The organism is Caballeronia calidae, assembly GCF_900044055.2.
In the GTDB taxonomy this organism is placed as follows: Bacteria; Pseudomonadota; Gammaproteobacteria; order Burkholderiales; family Burkholderiaceae; genus Caballeronia; species Caballeronia calidae.
Window position 1 is genome coordinate 12,036 of the sequence record NZ_FCOX02000043.1, and the last position, 23,769, is coordinate 35,804.

Genomic DNA, 23,769 nt, shown 5'->3' on the forward strand with positions numbered 1-23,769 from the left:
TAGTAGAACTTCCTTAGAAATCAATGACTTGATGAAAAGCACTGACGAGGCTGCTATGTAACGAGCAAGCTGTAGAAAGACAAAAGCCTTCGGCGCCAACCGAAGGCTTTTGAATATCGGGCTTAACTGCTTATCGCCCGGTCCGCTTCCCGACGCCAATCGGGTCACGAGTACACACCTCGAAGTTTAGCGGAACGCGATCGGCAGTCAAGCGTTTGTCTTCCATTTTTCGAAATGGACGTACTTGACATGCGTATCGCGCAACATTCCGTTGCAGGCGAGGTCGTTTCTCGCCCGCAGATTTCCGAATCGACTTCCGTAGCAGCTGATCAGCAGGCTCTCGACGAATATGCCTGCGACCGATCCAACCTGCCGTGGGTCATCTTTCGAGCCGCACATCGCGCGACTTACACCACCGCCCTGCCCGCACGCGCACGCGCTCTATTCGCTGCCCTGGCGCGCACGGTCGACGCATCGCGTCCCTACGCACCGATCTTCGCGCGACGAGAATTGCTCACGGGCCGTGCGCAGCAGTCCATGCGCACCTTCTATCGAAGCATGGATGATCTCGAGAGCGCGGGTTTCATCACACGCCCGCCGCAGACGCGATACGGAGCCGCCGGACTGTTTGGTCGCGCCTACATTCATCTGACGGCAAAGGCGGCCGCCCTGCTCGGTCTCGTCGAGACGGTCATGCAATCGGACAAGTTGTCTTCCGTCGACCGGGAAGACACCAATCGCGTCGACCCTTCGATTTCCTTGGCCACTCCGTCTGTCACGGTGGCAGACGGCCCTATATATAAGGATCTAATCCCTGATACTCAAAAGAGACAACCAGGACGACTGCCTGCCGACCTCCAACGCCTGCTGTCTCTGGGATTTCGTGAATTCCTGATCTTCAAGCTGATGCGAGAGGCGAAGCTTTGCGGCAAGCTTCTCTCGGACGTCGTGGAAGCCAGTTGGAATCATTTGCGACGGGCGGCACGGCCGATCAGTTACCTGCGCGCCCTGTTGCGCGCTCCCGTCGATTTCGCGTTCCGTGTTCGAAGTCAACGTGCCGCTGCCGACGAGAGAGAGCAGCAGCGCATCCTTGCCAAACGCACTGAGGTGGCCGTTGCCGATCTAGCTGGCCGAACGTTCGCTAGCCGCGACGGACTCCGTCGGTATCGGATTGCCGATGACACCTTGTCCATCGTCATCCATCATCGCGACGAACCGCAGCCACGCGTGCATGCCGGCGCGTGGGCCCACGATTTCCTCGCGGCGCTAGATGCCGGACATATCGTGTCAACGCACCCCGGCGATGAGCATCAGCCGGCGCCGGATATCGGTGGAGACACGCAAGCGCATCGGCCTACGCCGCCGCAAATCCGCGCGGACGCCGCCGGACCCGCTCGCAGCTTCGAATCGCATCTCGCTGATCTCAAAACACTTCTTCGCTTGAAGCGCGCGGGTATTGCCCCAACTATCAAAGCACGGGACGAGTTGAAGCCGACGAATCCAAACCGGTCAGGCTCGGCCCCTTTGAGTTCGCTTTTGAAGGCAGTATCGCGCGTGGCCTCGACGGCGAGGCCTGCGGATACATCCGGCACGCAGTGCTGACGCCATGCACCGGGATTCGAGAAAACGCGCCGCTTTTCATCAGACAAATATCGAAAACGAAACGCGTTAACAAAACTCTTCGAAAACCTGCTGCGTCGCAACAAATGCTGGTATACTCTAAGGTTGCGCCTGAGAGGGCGATTGAAAAACGCAAACCGCGTTCGCATGCGGTCTGTGTGCTTTGCTCGATGCGATTTTCAGCAAGCCGTCCGTGGTCGAAGCTGTCGTCGATATCATCGCGAGCCGTCACGCTCGCTTCCGGGGATCTGTCGTCGCCGAGCAAACCTGTCGAGGAGAAAGTATGGCAAGTTTTGATCGGGAAGATTCGGAGCTGGATATCGTCGCGCCGGCGCGAAAGGGCGCGGGCCGACGGGCGAACAAGGCAAAGGGCCAGGCCGGCACGATGCAGCCCGATGTCGCAATGACCGCGGAGCAGAACGAAGAGCGTCAGCGCCAGATGCGCGCGCTCATTCAGTTGGGCAAGGAGCGTGGTTATCTCACGCACGCCGAGATCAACGACCATCTGCCGGATAACTTCGCCGAAACTGCGGCGATGGAAACCGTCATCAGCACGTTCAACGACATGGGCGTCGCGGTCTATGAGCAGGCGCCCGATGCCGAGACGCTGCTCCTGAGCGACAGCGCGCCGAGCGTCGTTTCCGACGAGCAATCGGACGAGGAAGCGGAAAACGCGCTGTCCACGGTCGATTCCGAATTCGGCCGCACGACCGATCCCGTCCGCATGTACATGCGCGAAATGGGCGCGACCGAGCTGCTCACGCGCGCGGGCGAAATCGCCATTGCGAAGCGCATCGAAGACGGTTTGCACGAGATGATTCAGGCGATCGCGGCATGTCCGTCGACGGTTTCGACCATTCTCGCGGACGCGGCGCAAGTCGAATCGGGTGAGCTGAAGATCGACGAACTCGTCGACGGCCTGAAGGAAGACGATTCGGCGGACGAAGACATTTCGTCTCCCGAAACAAACGACTCGACCGACATCGATACGGACACCGACGAATCCGACGGCGACGAAGATGACGACGACGATATGGACGGCGGCGGCGATGCGAGCGCATCGAACGAAGCGCGTCTCAAGCAGCTGAAGGCCGATTGCCTCGAAATCTTCGGGCGCGTGAGCGAGCTGGCGGAACAGGCAAGCAATCCTAAGGGCACCGGCGCGGTCGCGGCCAAGGCGGTCGAAAAGGCGCGCGCCGAAATCCAGCGCGAGCTCGGCACGATCCGCTTCACGGCGAAGACCATCGATCGCCTGTGCGCCAACGTTCAGCAGCAAGTCGCGCAAGTCCGCGATATCGAACGTCGCGTGCTGCAGATCGCGGTGGACCGTTGCGGCATGCCGCGTGAGAAGTTCGTCGAATCGTTCGTCGGTCATGAGACGGATCTCGAATGGACGTCGCGTGCGGCAGCGGGCTCGAAGCAATATGGTGCGTCGCTCGAGCGCAGCCTGCCGGCGATTCAGGCCGAGCAGCAAAAGCTCATCGACATCGAAGGCGTGGTCGCGATGCCGCTCCAGCAACTGAAGCAGATCAACCGTCGCATGACGGCTGCAGAGCTGAAGATGCGTCAGGCGAAGCGCGAGATGATCGAGGCGAACCTGCGTCTCGTCATTTCGATCGCGAAGAAGTACGTCAATCGCGGCATGCAGTTCCTGGATCTGATCCAGGAAGGCAACATCGGTCTGATGAAGGCGGTGGACAAGTTCGAATATCGCCGCGGCTGGAAGTTTTCGACGTATGCGACGTGGTGGGTTCGTCAGGCTGTGACGCGTTCGCTTGCCGATCAGGCGCGCACGATCCGCGTGCCGGTTCACATGATCGAAACGATCAACAAGCTGAACCGCATTTCGCGCGAGATTCTGCAGCAGACGGGTCAGGAAGCGCATCCGTCGGTGCTCGCCGAGCGCATGGAAATGCCCGAGGAAAAAATCCGCGGCATTCTCAAGATCGCGAAGCAGCCGGTGTCGCTGGAAACGCCGGTCGGTGAAGATGCCGATGCAACGCTCGGCGACATGATCGAAGACCAGGGCGCCGCATCGCCGGCGGACGCGGCGGTGCACGCGAACATGCGCGCCGCGATCGACGACGCGCTGAACGCACTGTCGCCGCGCGAGGCGAAAGTGCTGCGCATGCGCTTCGGTATCGACACGGCTTCGGACTACACGCTCGAAGAGTTGGGCAAGCAGTTCGACGTGACGCGCGAGCGTATTCGTCAGATCGAAAGCAAGGCGATGCGCAAGCTTATGCATCCGAGCCGCGCCGACAAGCTGCGTCCGTTCCTGGATCGCTGATCCTCCGAGCCGCCCGGACTTACGTTCGGGTGTACTCGAAAGCGCGTGCCGCCGAATCAGGCGGCACGCGCTTTTTTATTTCCGGAGAAGCATCAACCACGTTTCGTGTTCTTCGGCACGGTCGGCGACGCGCACGCCTGCAGCGCGGCGATTGCCTTATTGGCGAGCGTGAGCGTTTCCTCGCACGCGAGGCGATCGCGAAAGATCGCGCATCCGCCGCCGGCGTTCACGCGCGCCACAGCGTTCCGTATCTTGTCGAGCGCCGATTCCGGCGAACCCGTATCCCTGATGATCGACGCGATATCGAACGCGCTGCCGGCGTCGGTCTCAACGTAGCCGGGGCATTGCGTCTGCGCATGTGTCGCGGCGCAGATCAGGCCGGCTATCGCGGCGGCGTGAAAGCGTCGCGCGCGCAGGGCGCGGACAGAAAAATCGCGAGCGCGGAAAGAGCGGGGAAGGGCATCCATGAGCGTCACCATCGTCAAACGTCGCATCGAAGAACGTGCGCGTCGGGCGAATTCGCGTCGGATGAAATGGATGGAGCTTGTCCACAGTTTCCGTGCACAAGCATGTGGATATCCTGAGCATCGCCGGCGCAACGTCTTGATGCGTAACGCATTTAACCCGCCGTGCGAAATTCGCGCGCTGCTTCGCCTCCCATTGTGAACCCGTTATGCAAACCGCGTCGGTGACGGCGAAAGTCGCTCTTTGGGCGGCGCCAGCGCCGTAAAAAAAGCCGGGCGAGCAATGAATGCACGCGCGGCGAAATTCAACGCCTCAAACCTGGAACGCCTGCACGGTCTGCCTGAGTTCGCGCGCTTGCACATCGAGCGAGAGTGCGGCCGTGGCCGCTTCGTTGACGAGCGCCGCGTTCTTTTGCATGAGCCGGTCCATCTGCGAGACGGCGTCGTTCACTTCATCGATGCCGCTGCTCTGCTCGCGCGAAGCCGTCGCGATCGCTTCGACCAGCGCGGATACGCCGTCGACGGACTCCAGCAGATCGGCGAGTGTCGTGCCGGCGCGCTTCACCGTCGAGCCGCTCGATTCGACATGCGCGTTCACTTCGCGCGTCAACTGCGAGATTTCCTTCGCCGCGCCCGACGAACGGCGCGCGAGCGCGCGCACTTCCTCCGCGACGACCGCAAAGCCGCGCCCGAGCGATCCGGCGCGCGCCGCTTCCACGGCCGCATTCAGCGCGAGCAGATTCGTCTGAAACGCGATCGATTCGATGACATCCGTGATCTGCCCGATCTGCGCCGACCGCGAAGCGAGATCGGTCATGCGCGCGATGGCGTCGGAGACCGCGCGTTCACCGTCCTTCGCGCGCGCCGACGCTTCCTTCGCGAGCTCGCGCGCGCGGTTCGCGTGATCGGCGTTCGCGCGCACCGTGGATGCGATCTGCTCCATGCTCGCGGATGTCTGCTGCAAGCTCGCCGCGTGCTCTTCGGTGCGCGTGGACAGCGCGTGATTCCCTTCGGTGATACCCGCCGCCGCGATGCCGATGGTGTCCGTCGAACGCTTGATGTCGCCGACCATCGCCGCAAGCTGGCTGCGCATCAGGCTCATCGCGTGCATGAGACTTTGCGTGTCGCCGCGCGCGACGGGCACATCCATCAGCAAATCGCCCTGCGACACGCGCCGTGCAACGCTCGCCGCGAGCGCCGGTTCGCCGCCGAGTTGGCGGATCAGCGTGCGCGCCATCGAAAAGCACAGCCATCCGACGAGCGCGACGCCCGCGACGATGCATCCACCGACGGTCCTCTGCACGATGCGGCTCACACGCTGCGCTTCGTCGTACTCCTGTTGCGCGGCGGTGAGCTGGAACGCGCGCAAATCCGTGCTTTCCTTCTTGACGCGCGCGGCCGACGGCTCGATCTGCTGCGTGACGATCCATTGCGCTTCGGAGAGATTGTTCGCGGCAAGCAGGTTCGTCGTCGGGCGAAAGCCTTTGTCGCGCAACGTCGCCCAATCGGCGGCGAGGCGTCGGGCGAGCGGCGCTTCGGTGGCATCGAGCGGATAGCGCAGATAGCGGCCGAGCAGGGCGTCGATCTTCGTGATGCGCTGCTGTGTCGCCGCGACGACGGTCTGCGTCTTTTGCGCCGACGGATCGAGCACGGCGTCGCTGATCGCGAACTGGCTTTGCGTGATGAGTTCGTCGATCGTCGAGATGGTTTGCAGCGCCTGCGCGCGGCCTTCGAAGACGTGACGCAGCGCGGCATTGCCTTGCTGGACGCCGAATAATCCGACGCTGCCGACGGCGACGAGCACGGCGGCGACCGCGCCCGTGACGATCGCGAGGCGCGCCTTGACGGTGAGCTTTGACATGTTCGGTAGAGAAGAGAAGTGCGCGAGGAAGTCCGTGGCCTGGCGCGCGGCGTTGCGCGGCGCGAAATGGTCAATGGTCAGACGTTTTTTGGAAAGCGCAATCTACCGGGGCTATAAGACGGTTATGTGACAGCCGGATGAATGACGCAGCGCATACGTTTGCGTGCGCAAACGCGACAAGAAGGGAGGATGCCCGTGCCGAGCCGCGCCGGCGCGGGCGAGAACGAGCGTCAGTCGCGCTTCGGAATGTCGAGCCCGCGCTGCACGGCGGGCCGCGCGAGGAAAGCACCGAGCGCGCGCTCGACGTTCCCGAACTCGTGAAAATCGACGAGCTCGCGCGCTTCGTAGAACCCGATCAGATTCCGCACCCAAGGGAACACCGAGATATCCGCGATGCCGTACGCGTCGCCCATGATCCAGTCGCGTCCGTCGAGCCGCTTGTCGAGCACCGCGAGCAGCCGCTTCGACTCCGCGACATAACGCGCGCGCGGCCGCTTGTCTTCGTAGTCCTTGCCGGCGAACTTATGAAAGAAGCCGACCTGACCGAACATCGGGCCGATGCCGCTCATCTGGAACATCAGCCATTGCAGCGTTTCGTAGCGCTTCGCGATGTCGTCGGGCATGAGCTGTCCGCTCTTCGCCGCGAGATAGACGAGAATCGCGCCGGATTCGAACAGCGGCATCGGCTCGCCGTTCGGTCCGTCCGGATCGATGATCGCGGGAATCTTGTTGTTCAAATTCAGCGACAGAAACTCGTCTGACATCTGTTCGTTCCTGTCGAAGCGCACGAGATGCGGCTCGTAGGGCAAGCCGGTTTCCTCGAGCATGATCGAGACTTTCACGCCATTGGGCGTCGGCAGCGAGTAGAGCTGAATACGCTCGGGATGCTGAGCGGGCCATTTGCGCGTGATGGGGAAATCCGAAAGCACTGTCATGTAAGGTCCTCGAAGGTCGAATCGCTGAATATAACGATTTCACGGATTTCCTGTTCGCGCGGTCTTTGCGCGCTGTCATCGGATCGACGCATCGAAAAGAATAGATTGAGGGATCTCGTACAGACTCGCCCTGTCGAAACGCAGAATCTGTCTTTACGTCGACTACAGAATCGATTGTAGGAATCACTGCACGAGCACGAGGAATTGCGCGTAGCGCCACGGTCAAGAAGTCAACCAACACACAAGAAACCCAGCCCCTGCGGGCATGTTGCAGCGCGTGCGCGAGGTGCGGGCCGGTTCGCTGGCTCGCTTATTGCATCGATACGGATGCCCGAGCATCAGTGTCGGCCTTACGAACCGTTGGTTTAACGCTGCCATGAAAACCGTTCCTCTCGCAACGCTCACCGCCTTCGCTGCCGTGGTCGGGGGACTGCTGCCCAGCCTGTCCGATGCAACGCCTCTCGAAAGCCAGCTCGACTGCAAATCCAGTGCGCACAGGTTCATCGCGCCGCTTGTCGCCGACAAATCCATCGAAGCGCGGCCCATGCGCGTCGAGGCCAACTCCGTCAATGCCTTCAAGCCTACAAAGGGCAGCGAGCTCACCGCGTACGGCTTTCGCGTCTACGCCGTGCTGGGCTACGAGCGGGGCGACGATATGTTCACACGCGGCAGCGGCCAGCCGATCAACGATTCGGCATACGGCGTCGTCGTGCTCGCGGGGGCGGAGACGGTCGAAGCGAAAGTGCGGGAATCGGGCAGCACGGCCGTTATAAAACAGATCGTGCCGATGATGATGACCGCCATCTTTTGCGACGGCAGCAGCATGCACAACACCACCACGGCGACGGCAACGGCGACGGCCACGGCGGACCCGGTTACGACGGAAGCATCGCGTAATCGCTGATTCATCGTCGATAATGTTCTCCCGATCAGCGCGCGCATGTGTCGCGCGCATAACAACAGGAGAACGTCGACATGTCTGACCCAGCCAACCAGTCTCAACGAATCGCCATCGTCACCGGAGCGGGCAGCGGTATCGGGCGCGCCGCGGCGCTCGCCCTGCTCGGCGACGGCTGGTCGGTCGTGCTGGCGGGAAGGCGTCCCGCGCCGCTTGAAGCGGTGATCGGCGAGTCCAACGCCGGCGGCCGCGCGCTCGCCGTGCCCACCGATGTTTCCGATCCGCAATCGGTGGAGAAACTCTTCGCGGCGGCGGTCGAGCGCTTCGGCCGCGTCGATCTGCTGTTCAACAACGCGGGCGTATCGAATCCGCCGGGGCCATTCGAAGACTGGACGCCCGAGCAATGGCGCGGTGTCGTCGATATCAATCTGAACGGCATGTTCTATTGCCTGCAGCAGGCGTTCCGCACGATGAAAGCGCAAACGCCGATGGGCGGCCGCATCATCAATAACGGCTCGATTTCGGCGACCGCGCCGCGCCCCAACTCGGCGGCTTACACGTCGACGAAACACGCGGTCGAAGGCCTCACGAAATCCGCCTCGCTCGACGGCCGCAAGTACGACATCGCGGTCGGTCAGATCGATGTCGGCAACGCGATGACCGAACTCGCCGCGCGCATGTCGAAGGGCGTGCCGCAGGCGAACGGCGAGATCGCCATCGAACCGATGATGGACGTGAAGATCGTCGGCCAGTCGGTGCTGTACATGGCGAATCTGCCGCTCGAGGCCAACGTGCTGTTCCACACCGTGATGGCGACCAAGATGCCGTTCGTCGGCCGCGGCTGACGTCTTTTCTACGCGGTCCGATACCAGACGCGAATGCCCGAGTACCAGTGGCTCACGCTGGTATCGTCGCCGGCGCCGAACGTCGAGAGGCTCTCGACGTTCAGCACGTCGACTCCGTTCTCATCGATCCATCTGTTCGCGCGCTCGACGAGCGCCGTGCCGTTCTCATACACATTGCCCTTGATGATGTGATGCTGCACGATCTGTCGCTCGAAATCTTCGTAAGCGATCTTCGCCATCCGTCGTCTCCTGTATTTTCGTTTTGATGTGCTCGGTCATCGGCGCGCGCCTTTGTTGCGGCGCAGCGCTCCCGCTGCATGACGCGTTCCGCCGATTCAAGCATCATATGGCCTGAGACACGCTCGTGCGAATCGGTGAATCCCGCGTTCGCGAGCGAAAGAACGAGAGCAATGCCAGGAGGCGAATAAAAACGAAAGCGCGCTGCCATGCGCCGATAAACGCCTGACGCGTCCGGGAGACAAGGAGAGCACGCATGGACATGCGGCAACGCGAGCACATCGAGGCAGTCGTCGCGGCGACCACGCGGGCCGACGCGCTCGGTTCCGCGCGCACGCACGACGGCATCATCCAGAGTTCGTGGCGGCGTTGCGTGCATCAGTACGGGCTCGATCCGTCGCGCATGCAGGAAGCGCGCATCCTGCCGCAGACGCGCTTGCGCGAGCATCAGCAGCGTATCGACGATTTCGCGCGCATCGCGCGTCATGGTCTCGAGACGCTTTACGAGCAGGTCGCGGGCATGGGCTACGTCGTGCTGCTGACGGATGCGCTCGGCGTGACCGTCGATTACATCGGCGACGCCAACACCGATTCCGCGCTGCGCCATGCGGGGCTGTATCTCGGCGCGGAATGGAGCGAAGCGGGCGCGGGCACGTGCGCGGTCGGCACCGCGCTCACGACGGGCCAGGCGCTCACGGTTCATCAGGTCGATCATTTCGACGCGACGCACATCCCGCTCACCTGCACCGCCGCGCCGCTCTTCGATTCGCGCGGCACGCTCTCCGCGATCCTCGATATCTCCGCGCTCACATCGCCGCAAGCGCGCGACAGTCAGAACCTCGCGCTGCAACTCGTGCGAATCTATGCGGGACACATCGAGAACGCGAACTTCCTGCGCACGCATCGGCAGGACTGGATTCTGAAGCTGAACACATCGCCGGAATTCGTCGATGTCGATCCGGAATATCTCATTGCGCTCGATGCGAGCGGGCGCATCGTCGGACACAATCGCCGCGCGCACGCGATGCTCGCGGCGGAAATCGGCCGGCCGATCGCGCCGGGCGAGGCCGCGGCATCGCTGATCGGCGTGCCGTTCGACTCGCTCTTCGATGCGCGCATCGAGGAACTGGGCCGCTTCGTGTACTCGCGTCCGAGCGAGTTGCGCGCGGTGCCGCTCGCGCGATCGGGCGCGCTGCTTTACCTGAGCGTGATGCCGCCCGCGCCGTGCTTCACGCCGACGACGAACGCGGCCTCGCCACGCACCGTGGAAGTGCCCGCGCCGCTGGCCGCGCTATGCGGCGGCGATGCCGCGCTCGCGCGCCAGCTGGAGCGCGCCGCGAAACTCGTCGATTCGCCGATCAACCTGCTCGTCAACGGCGAAACCGGCAGCGGCAAGGAGTTCTTCGCGAAGGCGCTGCATCGCGCGAGCGCGCGGCGCGCGGGGCCGTTCGTCGCGGTGAATTGCGCGGCGATTCCGGAGACGCTCATCGAAAGCGAATTGTTCGGGTATCTGCCGAACAGCTTTTCGGGCGCGGGCGCGAAGGGCAAGCGCGGGCTGATTCAGGAAGCCGATGGCGGCACGCTCTTTCTCGACGAAATCGGCGACATGCCGCGCGAACTGCAATCGCGTCTTCTGCGCGTGCTGGCCGAAGGCGAAGTGCTCGCGATCGGCGCATCGCGGCCCGTGTCGGTCGATGTACGCGTGATCTCCGCGACGCATCATTCGCTCGACGCGCTCATGCGCGACGGACGATTCCGCGAAGACCTGTACTACCGCCTGAACGGCGCGCGCTTCACGCTGCCGCCGCTGCGTGAACGAACCGATCTCGACTGGCTCATCCGCAAGCTGCTCGACGAAGGCAGCGACGCCGCGCGCGGTCCCGTCGCGTTGTCGCCGGCGGCGCGCGAGCGGCTGCATCGGCACGACTGGCCGGGCAATCTGCGCGAGCTCTGCAACGTGCTGCGCTATGCGCGCGCGGTGTGCTCGAACGGACTGATCGACATCGACGATCTGCCGGAAGGATTCGCAGGCGCCGCCGCGCCGGTCGAGCCAGTGCCGCGCGTCGTCGAGGAGTTCGATCCGCATCGGCTTCCGCCCGAAGGCATGCTGCTGATGCAGTATCTTCGCGCGGCAAGCTGGAACCTGAGCGCGGTTGCGCGGCAGATCGGCGTGAGCCGCATGACGCTGTATCGGCGCATGGCGCGCTACGGCATCAAGTCGCCGAATCAGCGCGACGCGAACGGCCACTGAACACACGATACGCCTGTACTCCCGATACATCTGCCGCTGTGACACCTGTCACGGCGGCACCCCGTACACCTCTCAATATCGCCCGTTTTCTTCGGGTATTCCCTCGCTTTTTCGATTGGCATAGCGCTTGCCTTTATCCGCCGCACAACGATTCCAGGCGGACCACAAGGAGACATAGCGCATGCGTGATAGCGCAACGCCGCTCGTCGGCATCATCGCCAATCCGGTTTCGGCGCGCGACATTCGCCGCGTCATCGCGAACGCGAACAGCCTTCAGCTTGCCGATCGCGTGAACATCGTGTTGCGGCTGTTGTCGTCGCTCGCGGCGTGCGGCGTCGGGCGAGTTCTGATGATGCCGGACCGGGAAGGGCTGAAGGTCATGCTCCAGCGCCATCTCGCGCGCAAGCAAGGCCCGGACGCCGCGCTTGCCAAGGTCGAATTCCTCGATATGCCCGTGACCGCGCGCGTCGACGACACGTTCCGCGCCGCGCGCATGATGCGCGAGGCCGGCGTCGATGCGCTCATCGTGCTCGGCGGCGACGGCACGCATCGCGCGGTCGTGCGCGAGTGCGGGCAGGTGCCGATCGCGGGTCTTTCGACCGGCACGAACAACGCGTATCCGGAAATGCGCGAGCCGACGATCGCGGGACTCGCCGCCGGCCTTTACGCGACGGGCCGCGTGCCGTCGAACGAAGCGCTCGCAGCGAACAAGCGGCTCGACATCGAGATACGCGATTCGAAAGGCGACGTGCGCCGCGACATCGCGCTCGTCGACGCCGTGATCTCGCACGAGCATTTCATCGGCGCGCGGGCGCTGTGGAAGATCGACACGCTCGCCGCCGTCTACGTCTCTTACGCCGATCCGCAGGCGATCGGCATGTCGGCCATCGCCGGCTTGCTCGAACCGCTCGGGCGTCACGATGCGGGCGGGGTTGCGATCGAGCTCGCCGCGCCGGGCAAGGGCGAATTCGATCTGCACGCGCCGATCGCGCCGGGCCTCGTCGAGCCCGTGCCGATCGCGAGCTGGACGCGTCTTGCCGATGGCATGCCGCATCGCGTGAAGCAGCGCACCGGCATCGTCGCGCTCGACGGCGAACGCGAGCTCGCCTTCGGCCCCGGCGACGAAGTGACCGTCACGCTCCGGGAAAACGCCTTTCGCAGCATCGATGTCGCCGCGTGCATGCGCTACGCGGCGGCGTCCGGGCTGATGCGTCAGCCGCATCGGTCCATGAGCAATACCCGCTAGACCCACCCAACGAAGGAGACAGAGATGACAGCTACGCAACATGCGGGCGGCTTGCCGCTCTCCAAGGACGAACTGCTGAGCGCGTATCGCAAGATGCGCACGATCCGCGATTTCGAAGAGCGCCTGCACGTCGATTTCGGACGCGGCGACATTCCCGGCTTCGTGCATCTCTATGCGGGCGAAGAGGCGGCGGGCGTCGGCATCATGACGCATCTGAACGATGGCGACCGCATCGCGAGCACGCACCGCGGACACGGGCACTGCATCGCGAAGGGTGTGGATCCGGTCGCGATGATGAAGGAGATCTACGGCAAGAAAGGCGGTTCGTGCAACGGCAAGGGCGGCTCGATGCACATCGCCGACCTCTCCAAAGGGATGATGGGCGCGAACGGCATTCTCGGCGCGGGCGCGCCGTTGATCTGCGGCGCCGCGCTCGCGGCGAAGTTTCGCGGCAAGGGCGAAGTGGGCATCACGTTCGCGGGCGATGGCGCGTCCAATCAGGGCACCTTCCTCGAAAGCCTGAATCTCGCGGCGGTGTGGAATCTGCCGGTGATTTTCGTGATTGAGAACAACGGCTATGCGGAATCGACCGCGCGCGATTACGGCACGGCGGTCGATAGCTATGTCGATCGCGCGGCGGGCTTCGGCATTCCCGGCGTGACCGTCGACGGCACCGATTTCTTCGCGGTGTACGAAGCGGCGGGCGAAGTCATCAAACGCGCGCGCGAAGGCGGTGGTCCCGCGCTGCTCGAATGCAAGATGATCCGCTTCTATGGCCACTTCGAAGGCGACGCGCAGACGTATCGCGCACCGGGCGAGCTCGACGAGATCCGCTCGAACAAGGACTGCCTGAAGAAGTTCGCGGCCGCCGTCACGCAAGCCGACGTGATTTCCCCCGGAGAACTCGATGCGATCGACAAGGAAGTCGCCGCGCTGATCGATCGCGCGGTGCAGGAAGCGAAGGACGCGCCTTTGCCGACCGCCGCCGATCTGCTCACCGATGTCTACGTCAAATATTGAATCCAGGAGACGACAATCATGGCCCGCAAATTGAGCATGAAGATGGCGATCAACGAAGCACTGGATCAGGAAATGCAGCGTGATCCGAGCGTGATCGTGCTGGGTGAGGACATCGTCGGCGGCGCAGGCGCGGACGGCGAGAAAGACGCGTGGGGCGGCGTGCTCGGCGTGACGAAGGGACTCTACGCGAAGCACGGCGACAGATTGCTCGACACGCCGCTGTCGGAGTCGGCGTATGTCGGCGCGGCGATCGGCGCCGCGGCGTGCGGCATGCGCCCGGTCGCCGAGCTGATGTTCATCGACTTCATGGGCGTGTGCTTCGACCAGATCTTCAATCAGGCGGCCAAGTTCCGCTACATGTTCGGCGGCAAGGCGGAAACGCCCGTCGTGATTCGCGCGATGGTCGGCGCGGGCTTTCGCGCGGCGGCTCAGCATAGCCAGATGTTGACGTCGCTGTTCACGCACATTCCGGGGTTGAAGGTCGTGTGCCCTTCGACGCCCTACGACACGAAGGGTTTGCTGATCCAGGCGATCCGCGACAACGATCCGGTCATCTTCTGCGAGCACAAGAATCTCTACGGCTTCGAAGGCGAAGTGCCCGAGAACTCGTACGCGATTCCGTTCGGCGAAGCGAACGTCGTGCGCGACGGCAAGGATGTGTCCATCGTCACGTACGGCCTGATGGTGCACCGCGCGCTCGAAGCGGCATCGGCGCTGGCGAAGGAAGGCATCGAAGCGGAAGTCGTCGATTTGCGCACGCTGTCGCCGCTCGATATCGACACCGTGCTGGAGACGGTCGAGAACACGGGACGGCTCGTCGTCGTCGATGAAGCGAATCCGCGCTGCAACATCGCCACCGATATTTCCGCGCAGGTCGCACAGCAGGCGTTCGGCGCGCTGAAGTCGGGCATCCAGATGGTCTGCGCGCCGCACACGCCGGTGCCGTTCTCGCCGACGCTCGAAGATCTCTACATTCCGAGCGCCGCGCAGATCGCCGACGCCGCACGAAAAACCATGAAGGGAGGAAAGCACTGATGTCCGCAATCACACCGATCGTGATGCCCAAATGGGGCTTGTCGATGAAGGAAGGCACGGTCAACGAATGGCTCGTGGAGGAGGGCACGGAGATCACCGTCGGCTTGCCGATTCTCGATGTCGAAACCGACAAGATCGCGAATGCGGTCGAAGCGCCCGATGCGGGTTTGCTGCGGCGCCGCGTGGCATCGGCGGGCGATACGCTGCCGGTGAAGGCGCTGCTCGGCGTGCTCGCGCCCGCTGACGTGAGCGACGCCGAGATCGACGCGTACATCGCCTCGTACGTGACGCCCGCCGAGGACGAAGAGGAGGGCGAGGAAGCCGCGGCGTATCACTTCGTCGATGTCGATGGCATCCGCGTGCGCTACGCATCGCGCGGCGGCGACGACGCGAGCCGGTCCGCGGTGCTGTTCATCCACGGCTTCGGCGGCGATCTCGACAACTGGCTCTTCAATCTCGACGCGCTCGCAGAGAAGCATCGCGTGTTCGCGCTGGATTTGCCGGGCCACGGTCAATCGACGCCCAAAGTGCCGGGCACGTCTTTAGCGGCGTTGGCCGAGTTCGTCGGCAAGTTCATGGACGCGCTGAGCATCGAAAAAGCGCATCTCGTCGGCCATTCGATGGGCGGCGGCATCGCGGCGCAGATGGCCGTCGATCAGCCTGCGCGCGTCGAATCGGTGTCGCTGATTTCGCCTGCCGGTTTCGGCGATGAAGTGAACAACGCGTACACCGAAGGCTTCGTCACGGCCGAATCGCGCCGCGAGCTGAAGCCGGTCGTCGAACTGCTGTTCGCGAATCCGGAACTGGTGAGCCGCCAGATGCTCGACGATCTGCTGAAATACAAGCGGCTCGACGGCGTGAGCGACGCGCTTACATCGCTCAATGGCGGATTGTTCGCGGGCGGCAGGCAGACCGCGCAGCCCGCCGGCAAGCTCGCCGCAACCGGCAAGCCGGTGCTCGTGATCTGGGGCGCGAAAGACCAGATCATCCCGGCAGCGCACGCCAAGAATGCGCCGGAAGGCGCGACCGTGCGCGTATTCGATGACGCCGGGCACATGAGCCAGATGGAAAAGGCGAACGAGGTGAACGCGTTGTTGAAGGAGCAGGTGGCGAAGGGCGCGTGATCGCTTCCTGACGTGCACGCGCCCCGCCGTTGAAGGCCGCCGACGGGGCGCGCTCGCTTTTCGCGGTTATTGGCTACCATGCGTGGGTGGCGCCGTTCGCGGCGCGCTCCGACATCGATTCCATGTCCTTCGAACTGATCGATCCCGTTTCCACTTCCGGCGATTCGCACGATCCTCTGCTCGCCGAGGAAGCGCTGCTCGCGCGCGCGGCCGCCGGCGACGCCGTCGCGCATATCTGGGAAGCGCCCGTTTCGCTGGTCGCGCCGCGCAGCTACCAGCGTTACGCCGCGCTCGCCGATGCGCGCGACGCCTTTGCGCGGCGCGGCTGTCCGGTGTGGCTGCGTCTGTCGGGCGGCGGGCTGGTTCCGCAAGGCCCGGGCATTCTCAATCTGAGCCTCGCGTATCCGGTGCGCGCGCCGATGGGCACGCTCTCCGAAACCGTCTATGTGCATCTGTGCAGGATCGTCGCGGATGCGCTCAACTCGCTCGGCGTGCTGACGCACTGGCAAGCGGTCGAAGGCTCGTTCTGCGACGGCCGTTTCAATCTCGCGTGGGGCCCCGGCGGCGACGCCCGCAAGATCGCGGGCACCGCGCAATACTGGCGGCGCGTGCCGAACGGCGACAAGGACAAGGATCAGCCGCTCTACGCCGTGCTCGCGCATGCCGTGCTGCTCGTCGATGCCGATCCCATCGAAATCAACGAGCGCGCCAACGCCTTCGAAGCGATGATCGGCAGCGGACGCTGCTATGAAGAATTGAAAGTGGTGACGGTTGCGCAGGCGCTCGCCTACGAATGTTTTTCGATGCCCGCCGATCTGCGCGAGCGCGTGCGCGCGGCATTGATCGAACGCGTGAAGGACGCGCCGCTGCCTGAGCAATAAAACGCATCGAGGTGGCCATGCCGCTCAGAAGTGCTTCGAACGGGTTCTTCTTCGCGCTGTGGGTGGCCGTGTGCGCGGCCGCGCCCGAATTCCTGTGGCAAGGCCTCTTTTCCCTCTTCGGCCATTTCTCCCTGACCGATGCCGCGGCCGCGCTGCTGATCGGCGCGATTCTCGCGTTCTTCGTCGAACCGGTTCTGGAGCGCTTGCGCGGTTTCGGCGATGCACCTGCGCACGCGGAGAAATCGCCGGCCTTCGCCGCGTGCGAGGCGTTGAGTTTCGCGGTCGTCGCCGTTTGCGTGCATGAAGCGATCACTGTGTATGTCGCGGCGAGCCATTCGAACGAACAGGCGGGCGAGAATCTCGCGAAAGCCGTCGCGACCGCGTTGCAATGGGCGATCACGCCGTTTTTCATCACGATCGCGTGGATGGCGGCGCGCGGGCCGTCGTGGATCGCGTGGCCGATGGCGGCGTTCGCGGTGATCGTCAGCCTGATCGTCGGCGTGATGTTCGGATGGAGCGCGCACGTGCTCGTGACGAGCGTGGTTCCGGCGATCTGCGTGCTGATCGCGGGATGCATCATCGTGCGCGAGCAGTGGGATGCGTCGACCTTCCGCCGCTGCGCCCGCGCGACCGGCGTGATCGCGCTCGTCTGGCTCGCGCTGACGGGCACGCTGCAACTCGTGCTCTGGCTCGCGCACGTGCAGGCGTTTCGCGTCTATGAACGATCCGAGTTCTGGAGCGACTTGCGCTTTTATATCGGCTGGGTGACGGGCTTGCTCGTCGCGCCCGCGTTCGTGCCCGAAGCGCCGCTCGCGCGGCGCTAGACCCTCAACTGTGCGGCGGCGGAGGCGGTTGCCAGCCTGGCGGCGGCGGTGGAGGCGGCGGCGTGGTGTAAGCGCCGGAAGGCGGGACGGTGTGCACGGCACCGCGCACCGGCACCTTGTCGCCGGCGGCGTACATGCACTGCAGATACGCGTAGTCGTAACGCTGCTGGACGTTGTAGCCGGAAGCCTGCGATGCCCCGGCGCCATACGCGCTGCCGGTCAGCAAGCCCGCGCCCGCGCCGATGGCCGCGCCCGAGCCGCCGCCGAACGCCGCGCCCGCCGCCGCGCCGATCGCGGTGCCGACGATCGCGCTGCCCACCGCGCTGTTGGTCGCCGCCTGATTCGCGTCCACGCCGCCGACCTGCTGGAGCGCGAACTGGCGGCACGAGGCGTCGTCGGCGCGGAACTGGTCGAACGTTTTGGTGCTGCCGGGCAGCGCCATCACGCTGGGGCCGGTCGGCATCACGGTGCAGGCCGAAAGGCCGATTGCGCCGATCGCCGCGAGGAGCAGGGCGAGCCTTGTGTAGTTCATGGATGCTTGCAAATTCGCTTCGTGTTCGATGTTCGGGATGCCGGAAGCATCAGTTCGATGGCGGTGGCGTCGCCGGAACCGGGCGCCAAGCGGCGGCGCATTGCTTCACATACGGATAGTAGGCCTTGGCGGTGTCGCAGTAGTACCACATGCCGGGCTGCTGGGCGGGCGCGCCCGGATCGGCGACGGGCTGACCCTGCTCGACATATTGAACCGGCGCCGACGGCGCGACGACCACGGGCGGCGGCGGATAGTAGTAATACGGCGCCGGCGCGACCGGATACGGGTAATACACCGGTCCACCGACCCACACGCCGACGCGCGACCAGGCGTGCGCGTTGGCGGCGACGCCCGCGCTCGCGATCAGCGACAGCGCAATAAAAGCCTTCAGGCGATTCACGACCTTCTCCAGAAAAATTGTTCGCGGCGGCGATGCGCTTGACGGAAATCCGACCCCCGCCGTCGATCGCGCGTGGCGAATCTTTAAACGCTATTCCAGTTGCGTGGGAAATTCAATTACAGCCGCCCGCGCGTATTTTTCAGCGCGTTACCCAGTAATAAAGTGTCGTAGTTCTAAGCGCGCAGCACGGTGATTCCCGCCTGCTCGACGGGCTCGACGAGCTTCGCGTCGGTCGTGCTTTCGACGATGATCGTCTGCGCCATTTCGATACCGCCGATCCGGTACGGCGACGCCGCATTGAGCTTCGCCGCCGACGCGAGCACGACGGTTTCCGCCGCACGCGCCGCGAGCGCCCGCTTGATGTGCGCCTCCTCGAAATCGCCGGTGGTGAGGCCGGCGGCCGGATGCACGCCGGTGACGCCCATGAAATAGAGGTCCGCGTGAACGTGCGACATGGCTTCGACGGCGGCCGCGCCCACGGTGACGATCGAATGCTTGTACAGCCTGCCGCCGATCAGCACGACTTCCACCGACGCGTGCTCGGCCAGCGCGACCGCGACGCTCGGGCTATGTGTGACGATCGTCGCGGACAGATTCTCCGGCAGATGACGCACGAGCAGCGCGGACGTCGTGCCGCCATCGATGATGACGACTTGCCCCGGCGCGATCATCTCTGCCGCTTTGCGCGCGATGCGCCGCTTCGCGTCCGACTCCATCTCCTCGCGGCGCGCGAACGGCGCAACCGCAGGCGACGCGGGCAGCGCGCCGCCATGCACGCGTTGCAGCAGGCCGTCGGCGGCGAGCTCGCGCAGATCGCGCCGCACCGTGTCTTCGGATATGCCGAAGCGCGTGCTCAGATCGCTGGCGAGCACTTGCCCGTCGCGCTTGAGCGCATCGAGGATCGCTTTCTTGCGTTGGCTGGTCAACATTGTTTTGCACGAATTTGCTTGATATTGCACGAAACTGCACGCTACCATGAGCCCAACGAATTGTCGATCAGGTGAGCCCGATGGAAACCCAAGACCGCGTCCGCATCCTCAAGACCGAAGTCCTGTCGGACGACTGGTACGTCCTCAGGAAAGTGACCTTCGATTTCCTGCGCCGCGACGGCAACTGGCAGCGTCAAAGCCGCGAAACCTATGACCGCGGCAACGGCGCGACCATCCTGCTGCGTGACCGCAAGTCCGGCAACGTGCTGCTGACGCGCCAGTTCCGCATGCCCGCGTTCGTCAACGGGCATCACGGCATGCTGGTCGAGACGCCCGGCGGTCTGCTCGACGACATATCGCCGGAAGAGCGCATTCGAGCCGAAGTGGAAGAGGAAACGGGCTATCGCGTGCATCACGTCGAGAAGATCTTCGAGGCGTTCATGAGCCCCGGATCGGTGACGGAGAAGCTCTACTTCTATCTGGGCGACTACGACAGTTCGATGCGCGTGTCGGACGGCGGCGGCGTCGAGGAAGAAGGCGAGGAGATCGAGACGATCGAAGTGCCGCTGCAGACCGCGCTGGAAATGATCGAGCGCGGCGAAATCATGGACGGCAAGACGATCATGCTCCTGCAATACGCCGCGCTGAAGGCGCGCTCAGGCGAGTAGCGACACCGCTTTCACCTGCGCCCACAACTGCATGCCGCGAACGACGCCGAGCCGGTCCAGCGAGTAGCGCGTCACGCGTGCAAGCAGCGGCGAGCCGCCGACATCGAGCCGCACGACCGCCTGCGACGGATTCGCATCGTCCGCAATGCCGACGACCGTCGCGGGCAGCACGTTCAGCACGCTGCTGCGCGCGTGCTCGTGCGTACCGGTGATCAGGCTCACATCGCGCGCCTTCACGGTCACGCGCATCGTTTTGCCTTCGGCCAGCGGCGCGTGCACGACCGTCAGCTTCGCGCGCGAGCCCGGCAAGGCGAGCGTGAGCAGGCCATACGCGCTGTCGTATCCATCGACGATGCCTTCGAACACGACCGATGCATCGTCGGCGAGCGCGAGCGGCAGGTCGAGGCGTGCGAGCGTATCGGAGATCGGGCCGCTTGCGAGCGCCCGCCCGCTTTCGAGCAGCACGAGATGATCCGCGAGCCGCGCGACTTCCTCGGGCGCGTGGCTCACGTAGAGCACGGGGATATCGAGTTCGTCGTGGAGGCGTTCCAGATACGGCAGGATTTCGAGCTTGCGCTTCTGATCGAGCGAGGCGAGCGGTTCGTCGAGCAGCAAAAGACGCGGGCTCGTCAACAGCGCCCGTGCAATGCCCACGCGCTGCCGCTCGCCGCCCGACAATCCGGCCGGCATGCGCTCCAGCAAATGTCCGATGCCGAGTAATTCCGCCGCCTGCGAAAGATCGACACGCCGCTCCGCCGCGCGCACGCGCTCGAGCCCGAAGCGCAGATTCTTCTTCACGCTCAGATGCGGAAAGAGGCTCGCTTCCTGAAAGACGTACCCGAGCGGACGTTTGTGCGTCGGCAGAAAGACGTTGCGTTCGGCATCGAGCCAGACCTCGCCGTTGACGACGAGCCGCCCGATGCGCGGCCGCGCGAGTCCCGCGAGACAGCGCAGGAGCGTGGTCTTGCCGGAGCCGGAATGGCCGAAGATCGCGGTGATGCCGCGTCCTGGAAGCGTGAGATCGAGATCGAGCGTGAAGCCGCCTTGTTCGACGAGGAAGCGCGCGTCGATGGCTTCGCTGGAGCTGCTGCGAGCGCGTTCGAGCGTCAGGCGGGATGAAGTGAGTTCAGACATGAGCCGCAACGGAACGTCGGCTGGAATAGAGCAGCAGGAGAACGACGAACGAGAATATCACCATGCCGCCCGCCAGCCAGTGCGCCTGAGCGTATTCGAGCGCTTCGACGTGATCGAAAATCTGCACGGACACGACGCGCGTTTTCCCGGGAATATTGCCGCCGATCATCAGCACGACACCGAATTCGCCGACGGTATGCGCGAAGCCGAGAATCGTCGCCGTGACGATGCCCGGCCGCGCGAGCGGCAGCGCCACCGTGAAGAACGTGTCCCACGGACCCGCGCGCAGTGTCGCGGCGGCTTCGAGCGGACGCCGGCCGATCGCCTCGAACGCGTTCTGCAGCGGCTGCACGACGAAAGGCAGCGAATAGATCACCGAGCCGACCACGAGCCCCGCGAACGTGAACGGCAGCAAGCCGATGCCGAGCGCCTGCGTGAGCTTGCCGACGTGACCGTTCGGCCCCATCAGCACGAGCAGATAGAAACCGATGACCGTCGGCGGCAGCACGAGCGGCAGCGCCACCACCGCGCCGACGATGCCCTTCAGCTTCGAGCGCGTGTGCGTGAGCCACCACGCGATCGGCGTGCCGATGACGAGCAGCAGCGCTGTCGTCAGCGACGCCAGTTCGAGCGTCAGCGTGATGGCCTGGAGGTCGGCGCTATCGAGCGGCATCGGCGGAATTAGAGTTGATAACCGTAGGACTTGATGACTTCGGCGGCCTTCGGACCCTTCAGATAATCGACGAATTGCTTCGCGACCGGATTGTCCTTGCCCTTGCTGAGAATAACCGCGTCCTGCCGGATCGGCTCATGCAGATTGCCCGGCACGATCCACGCCGAGCCGCTCGTGATCTTGCCGTTCTTGTAGATCTGCGACAGCGCGACGAAGCCGAGCTCCGCGTTGCCCGTCGCGACGAACTGCTGCGTCTGCGAGATGTTCTGACCTTCGACGACCTTCGGTTTGATTTCGGCGGTCAGGCCGAGCTTGTCGAGCGTCTGATAGCCCGCGAGACCATACGGCGCAGCCTTCGGATTCGCGATCGCGATATGCGTGAACGCATTCTTCTTCAATACTTCGCCCTTGTCGTCGACGTAGCCGTCTTTCGCGGACCACAGCGCGAGCGCGCCTGTCGCGTAGGTGAAACGGCTGCCGGGCACGGTCGCGCCTTCGCTGTCGAGCTTGGCGGGCGTGGTGTCGTCGGCGGCGAGGAACACTTCGAACGGCGCGCCGTTCTTGATTTGCGCGTAGAACTGACCCGTCGCCCCGAAGGACGCGACGACCTTGTTGCCCGTATCCTTTTCGAAGTCGGCGGCGATCGCCTGCACGGGCGCCGTGAAGTTGGCCGCGACCGCGACCTGCACTTCACCGGCGAGCGCGGACGTTGCAGCGATGCCCGCGGCGAGCGGCACGAACGCGGAAAGCACAGCGCGCAAAATGCGAGTCTTCACGTAAAGCTCCTTGAATCGAGTTGGATTTCTGGTTATGGATCGACTTCGGCGGCACGTTGAATGGCCGCGAGCGTGTGGCCGTACGGTCCGGCGAGCACCGTAATATATACGACTATATTACGTGCGAGCATGTTCGCGGCGTGACATGTCGGTCATGAGTCTCGTCGGATGATTGTTCCGGGGCATATTTGTGAGTCAGGCTCAAAGAATTGAGTTGACCGATTGCTCGCTTTTCATCGACACTTCTCGATAAGCACGCATTCGCGGCACAGATAAATTGAGCAGCGCTCAATTCGAGCGCATCAAGGAGACGACACATGACCGACGCATCGAATCTGCAACGCCTGAAGCTCGGCATCGAAGGACACGTTGCGCGCGTGACGCTCGATCGCCCCGATGTGCGCAACGCGTTCGACGACGCCACCATCGTCGAGCTGACCGCCGCCTTCCGCGCGCTCGACGACGACGCCAACGTGCGCGTCATCGTCCTCGCGGCGAGCGGGCCGGCGTTCTGCGCGGGCGCCGACCTCAACTGGATGAAGCGCATGGCGGGCTATTCGGAGGCGGAGAATCGTGCCGACGCGCTCGGCCTCGCGACGATGCTCAACACGATCTATGCCTGTTCCAAGCCGGTGATCGCGCGCGTGCAGGGCGATGCGTATGCGGGAGGCATGGGCCTCGTCGCCGTGTGCGATATCGCGGTCGCGGCGGACAGCGCGCACTTCTGTCTGTCCGAAGCGAAGCTCGGCCTGATGCCCGCGACGATCGCGCCTTACGTGATCCGCGCGATGGGCGCGCGCGCGGCGCATCGCTATTTCGTGACGGCCGAGCGTTTCGACGCAGCCGAAGCGCTGCGGCTCGGTTTCGTGCACGAAGCCGTCGCCGTTGATCAGCTCGACGCGCGCGTCGATGCGATCGCCGCGAGCATCGCCGCGAACAGTCCGAACGGCGTGCGTGAGTGCAAGAGGCTCGTCGCGGATTTCGCGGGCAAGGACATCGACGAAACGTTGATCGCCGAGACGGCCGAGCGTATCGCGCGCATCCGTGCGTCGGACGAAGGGCGCGAAGGCGTGCGCAGCTTCCTGGAGAAGCGCAAGCCGTCGTGGCTCGGCTGAGCGGAGATATC

General features: G+C 64.1%; 24 protein-coding genes. 14 read left to right on the forward strand and 10 right to left on the reverse strand.

The annotated features are described in order from the left end of the window. The first annotated feature begins 249 nt into the window (after positions 1–249). Together AWB78_RS29495 and rpoD are read left to right on the forward strand one after the other, a co-directional pair. Entirely contained in the window at positions 250–1,602 is a 1,353-nt protein-coding gene (locus tag AWB78_RS29495; RefSeq protein WP_232477933.1) for a replication protein O, read from the forward strand. A 301-nt stretch (positions 1,603–1,903) separates the two neighbouring features. Continuing rightward, positions 1,904–3,910 (forward strand): RNA polymerase sigma factor RpoD, encoded by a 2,007-nt coding sequence (gene rpoD / locus AWB78_RS29500; RefSeq protein WP_062609958.1) that lies wholly within the window; start codon positions 1,904–1,906, stop codon positions 3,908–3,910. Positions 3,911–4,002: 92 nt separating this feature from the next. On the opposite strand, the gene AWB78_RS29505 is transcribed toward rpoD, so the two are convergent. Further along, the gene (locus tag AWB78_RS29505; protein ID WP_062610052.1) at positions 4,003–4,377 is read right to left on the reverse strand and encodes a hypothetical protein; all 375 of its coding nucleotides are present in this window, start codon (positions 4,375–4,377) and stop codon (positions 4,003–4,005) included. On the opposite strand from AWB78_RS29505, the gene AWB78_RS46835 reads away from it, so the two are divergent. Continuing rightward, positions 4,376–4,576, forward strand: a complete 201-nt coding sequence (locus AWB78_RS46835; protein ID WP_157697665.1) for a hypothetical protein — start codon at positions 4,376–4,378, stop codon at positions 4,574–4,576. The two genes, AWB78_RS29505 and AWB78_RS46835, sit on opposite strands and share 2 nt — an antisense overlap. 111 nt (positions 4,577–4,687) lie before the next feature. Here AWB78_RS46835 and AWB78_RS29510 read toward each other — a convergent pair whose 3' ends face one another. Further along, entirely contained in the window at positions 4,688–6,235 is a 1,548-nt protein-coding gene (locus AWB78_RS29510; protein WP_062609961.1) for a methyl-accepting chemotaxis protein, read from the reverse strand. A 230-nt stretch (positions 6,236–6,465) separates the two neighbouring features. Next, the gene (locus tag AWB78_RS29515) at positions 6,466–7,170 is read right to left on the reverse strand and encodes a glutathione S-transferase N-terminal domain-containing protein (protein ID WP_062609963.1); all 705 of its coding nucleotides are present in this window, start codon (positions 7,168–7,170) and stop codon (positions 6,466–6,468) included. Between the two features lie 265 nt (positions 7,171–7,435). Here AWB78_RS29515 and AWB78_RS29520 point away from each other — a divergent pair, with 265 nt between their 5' ends. Both AWB78_RS29520 and AWB78_RS29525 read left to right on the forward strand, forming a co-directional pair. Continuing rightward, on the forward strand, positions 7,436–8,074 hold the full coding sequence (locus AWB78_RS29520) for a hypothetical protein (protein ID WP_232477934.1): 639 nt from the start codon (positions 7,436–7,438) through the stop codon (positions 8,072–8,074). A 71-nt stretch (positions 8,075–8,145) separates the two neighbouring features. After that, positions 8,146–8,913 carry an SDR family oxidoreductase gene (locus AWB78_RS29525; RefSeq protein WP_062609967.1) on the forward strand — a complete coding sequence of 256 codons (768 nt, stop codon included), beginning with the start codon at positions 8,146–8,148 and terminating at the stop codon, positions 8,911–8,913. An 8-nt stretch (positions 8,914–8,921) separates the two neighbouring features. Here AWB78_RS29525 and AWB78_RS29530 read toward each other — a convergent pair whose 3' ends face one another. Further along, entirely contained in the window at positions 8,922–9,152 is a 231-nt protein-coding gene (locus tag AWB78_RS29530) for a hypothetical protein (protein ID WP_062609969.1), read from the reverse strand. Between the two features lie 254 nt (positions 9,153–9,406). Between AWB78_RS29530 and AWB78_RS29535 the strand changes: the two genes are divergently transcribed. The 7 genes from AWB78_RS29535 to AWB78_RS29565 all read left to right on the forward strand — a co-directional run bounded on the left by AWB78_RS29535 (position 9,407) and on the right by AWB78_RS29565 (position 17,531). Then, complete coding sequence (locus AWB78_RS29535) at positions 9,407–11,401, forward strand: sigma-54-dependent Fis family transcriptional regulator (protein ID WP_062609971.1); 1,995 nt, start codon at positions 9,407–9,409, stop codon at positions 11,399–11,401. Positions 11,402–11,582: 181 nt separating this feature from the next. Beyond that, the gene (locus AWB78_RS29540; RefSeq protein ID WP_062609973.1) at positions 11,583–12,647 is read left to right on the forward strand and encodes an ATP-NAD kinase family protein; all 1,065 of its coding nucleotides are present in this window, start codon (positions 11,583–11,585) and stop codon (positions 12,645–12,647) included. A gap of 24 nt (positions 12,648–12,671) precedes the next feature. Continuing rightward, the gene (locus AWB78_RS29545) at positions 12,672–13,667 is read left to right on the forward strand and encodes a thiamine pyrophosphate-dependent dehydrogenase E1 component subunit alpha (RefSeq protein ID WP_062609975.1); all 996 of its coding nucleotides are present in this window, start codon (positions 12,672–12,674) and stop codon (positions 13,665–13,667) included. 18 nt (positions 13,668–13,685) lie between these two features. Further along, positions 13,686–14,702 carry an alpha-ketoacid dehydrogenase subunit beta gene (locus AWB78_RS29550; RefSeq protein WP_062609977.1) on the forward strand — a complete coding sequence of 339 codons (1,017 nt, stop codon included), beginning with the start codon at positions 13,686–13,688 and terminating at the stop codon, positions 14,700–14,702. After that, positions 14,702–15,826 (forward strand): acetoin dehydrogenase dihydrolipoyllysine-residue acetyltransferase subunit, encoded by a 1,125-nt coding sequence (locus AWB78_RS29555; RefSeq protein WP_062609980.1) that lies wholly within the window; start codon positions 14,702–14,704, stop codon positions 15,824–15,826. Before AWB78_RS29550 ends, AWB78_RS29555 begins: the two co-directional genes overlap by 1 nt. Positions 15,827–15,948: 122 nt before the next feature. Continuing rightward, positions 15,949–16,707 (forward strand): lipoyl protein ligase domain-containing protein, encoded by a 759-nt coding sequence (locus tag AWB78_RS29560; RefSeq protein WP_062610054.1) that lies wholly within the window; start codon positions 15,949–15,951, stop codon positions 16,705–16,707. A 17-nt stretch (positions 16,708–16,724) separates the two neighbouring features. Next, a complete protein-coding gene (locus tag AWB78_RS29565; RefSeq protein WP_232477935.1) occupies positions 16,725–17,531 on the forward strand; it encodes a beta/alpha barrel domain-containing protein in 807 nt (268 codons plus the stop codon). Positions 17,532–17,535: 4 nt separating this feature from the next. On the opposite strand, the gene AWB78_RS29570 is transcribed toward AWB78_RS29565, so the two are convergent. The 3 genes from AWB78_RS29570 to AWB78_RS29580 all read right to left on the reverse strand — a co-directional run bounded on the left by AWB78_RS29570 (position 17,536) and on the right by AWB78_RS29580 (position 19,440). After that, positions 17,536–18,063 carry a YMGG-like glycine zipper-containing protein gene (locus AWB78_RS29570; RefSeq protein ID WP_082883459.1) on the reverse strand — a complete coding sequence of 176 codons (528 nt, stop codon included), beginning with the start codon at positions 18,061–18,063 and terminating at the stop codon, positions 17,536–17,538. Positions 18,064–18,112: 49 nt separating this feature from the next. Then, a complete protein-coding gene (locus AWB78_RS29575; protein WP_062609985.1) occupies positions 18,113–18,463 on the reverse strand; it encodes a hypothetical protein in 351 nt (116 codons plus the stop codon). A gap of 173 nt (positions 18,464–18,636) precedes the next feature. Beyond that, positions 18,637–19,440: a DeoR/GlpR family DNA-binding transcription regulator gene (locus AWB78_RS29580; RefSeq protein ID WP_062609987.1), complete on the reverse strand. Its 804-nt coding sequence runs from the start codon at positions 19,438–19,440 to the stop codon at positions 18,637–18,639. Between the two features lie 32 nt (positions 19,441–19,472). Here AWB78_RS29580 and AWB78_RS29585 point away from each other — a divergent pair, with 32 nt between their 5' ends. Then, a complete protein-coding gene (locus AWB78_RS29585; RefSeq protein WP_062609990.1) occupies positions 19,473–20,060 on the forward strand; it encodes an NUDIX domain-containing protein in 588 nt (195 codons plus the stop codon). Here AWB78_RS29585 and modC read toward each other — a convergent pair. From modC to modA, 3 genes are read right to left on the reverse strand one after another with little or no spacing between them, the layout of a single operon-like run. Further along, positions 20,049–21,194, reverse strand: a complete 1,146-nt coding sequence (gene modC, locus AWB78_RS29590) for a molybdenum ABC transporter ATP-binding protein (protein WP_082883460.1) — start codon at positions 21,192–21,194, stop codon at positions 20,049–20,051. The two genes, AWB78_RS29585 and modC, sit on opposite strands and share 12 nt — an antisense overlap. Continuing rightward, complete coding sequence (gene modB, locus AWB78_RS29595; RefSeq protein ID WP_062609992.1) at positions 21,187–21,867, reverse strand: molybdate ABC transporter permease subunit; 681 nt, start codon at positions 21,865–21,867, stop codon at positions 21,187–21,189. Before modB ends, modC begins: the two co-directional genes overlap by 8 nt. 8 nt (positions 21,868–21,875) lie before the next feature. Continuing rightward, the gene (modA, locus tag AWB78_RS29600; RefSeq protein ID WP_198399378.1) at positions 21,876–22,643 is read right to left on the reverse strand and encodes a molybdate ABC transporter substrate-binding protein; all 768 of its coding nucleotides are present in this window, start codon (positions 22,641–22,643) and stop codon (positions 21,876–21,878) included. A 317-nt stretch (positions 22,644–22,960) separates the two neighbouring features. Here modA and AWB78_RS29605 point away from each other — a divergent pair, with 317 nt between their 5' ends. Continuing rightward, the gene (locus AWB78_RS29605; RefSeq protein ID WP_062609993.1) at positions 22,961–23,758 is read left to right on the forward strand and encodes an enoyl-CoA hydratase/isomerase family protein; all 798 of its coding nucleotides are present in this window, start codon (positions 22,961–22,963) and stop codon (positions 23,756–23,758) included. Positions 23,759–23,769 lie beyond the last annotated feature (11 nt).

Coding starts and splice junctions, on each gene's coding strand:
- AWB78_RS29495 (WP_232477933.1), top strand. CDS start 250: ATGCGTATCGCGCAACATTCCGTTGCAGGCGAGGTCGTTTCTCGCCCG.
- rpoD (WP_062609958.1), top strand. CDS start 1,904: ATGGCAAGTTTTGATCGGGAAGATTCGGAGCTGGATATCGTCGCGCCG.
- AWB78_RS46835 (WP_157697665.1), top strand. CDS start 4,376: ATGAGCGTCACCATCGTCAAACGTCGCATCGAAGAACGTGCGCGTCGG.
- AWB78_RS29505 (WP_062610052.1), bottom strand. CDS start 4,377: ATGGATGCCCTTCCCCGCTCTTTCCGCGCTCGCGATTTTTCTGTCCGC.
- AWB78_RS29510 (WP_062609961.1), bottom strand. CDS start 6,235: ATGTCAAAGCTCACCGTCAAGGCGCGCCTCGCGATCGTCACGGGCGCG.
- AWB78_RS29515 (WP_062609963.1), bottom strand. CDS start 7,170: ATGACAGTGCTTTCGGATTTCCCCATCACGCGCAAATGGCCCGCTCAG.
- AWB78_RS29520 (WP_232477934.1), top strand. CDS start 7,436: ATGTTGCAGCGCGTGCGCGAGGTGCGGGCCGGTTCGCTGGCTCGCTTA.
- AWB78_RS29525 (WP_062609967.1), top strand. CDS start 8,146: ATGTCTGACCCAGCCAACCAGTCTCAACGAATCGCCATCGTCACCGGA.
- AWB78_RS29530 (WP_062609969.1), bottom strand. CDS start 9,152: ATGGCGAAGATCGCTTACGAAGATTTCGAGCGACAGATCGTGCAGCAT.
- AWB78_RS29535 (WP_062609971.1), top strand. CDS start 9,407: ATGGACATGCGGCAACGCGAGCACATCGAGGCAGTCGTCGCGGCGACC.
- AWB78_RS29540 (WP_062609973.1), top strand. CDS start 11,583: ATGCGTGATAGCGCAACGCCGCTCGTCGGCATCATCGCCAATCCGGTT.
- AWB78_RS29545 (WP_062609975.1), top strand. CDS start 12,672: ATGACAGCTACGCAACATGCGGGCGGCTTGCCGCTCTCCAAGGACGAA.
- AWB78_RS29550 (WP_062609977.1), top strand. CDS start 13,686: ATGGCCCGCAAATTGAGCATGAAGATGGCGATCAACGAAGCACTGGAT.
- AWB78_RS29555 (WP_062609980.1), top strand. CDS start 14,702: ATGTCCGCAATCACACCGATCGTGATGCCCAAATGGGGCTTGTCGATG.
- AWB78_RS29560 (WP_062610054.1), top strand. CDS start 15,949: ATGTCCTTCGAACTGATCGATCCCGTTTCCACTTCCGGCGATTCGCAC.
- AWB78_RS29565 (WP_232477935.1), top strand. CDS start 16,725: ATGCCGCTCAGAAGTGCTTCGAACGGGTTCTTCTTCGCGCTGTGGGTG.
- AWB78_RS29570 (WP_082883459.1), bottom strand. CDS start 18,063: ATGAACTACACAAGGCTCGCCCTGCTCCTCGCGGCGATCGGCGCAATC.
- AWB78_RS29580 (WP_062609987.1), bottom strand. CDS start 19,440: ATGGTAGCGTGCAGTTTCGTGCAATATCAAGCAAATTCGTGCAAAACA.
- AWB78_RS29585 (WP_062609990.1), top strand. CDS start 19,473: ATGGAAACCCAAGACCGCGTCCGCATCCTCAAGACCGAAGTCCTGTCG.
- modC (WP_082883460.1), bottom strand. CDS start 21,194: ATGTCTGAACTCACTTCATCCCGCCTGACGCTCGAACGCGCTCGCAGC.
- modB (WP_062609992.1), bottom strand. CDS start 21,867: ATGCCGCTCGATAGCGCCGACCTCCAGGCCATCACGCTGACGCTCGAA.
- AWB78_RS29605 (WP_062609993.1), top strand. CDS start 22,961: ATGACCGACGCATCGAATCTGCAACGCCTGAAGCTCGGCATCGAAGGA.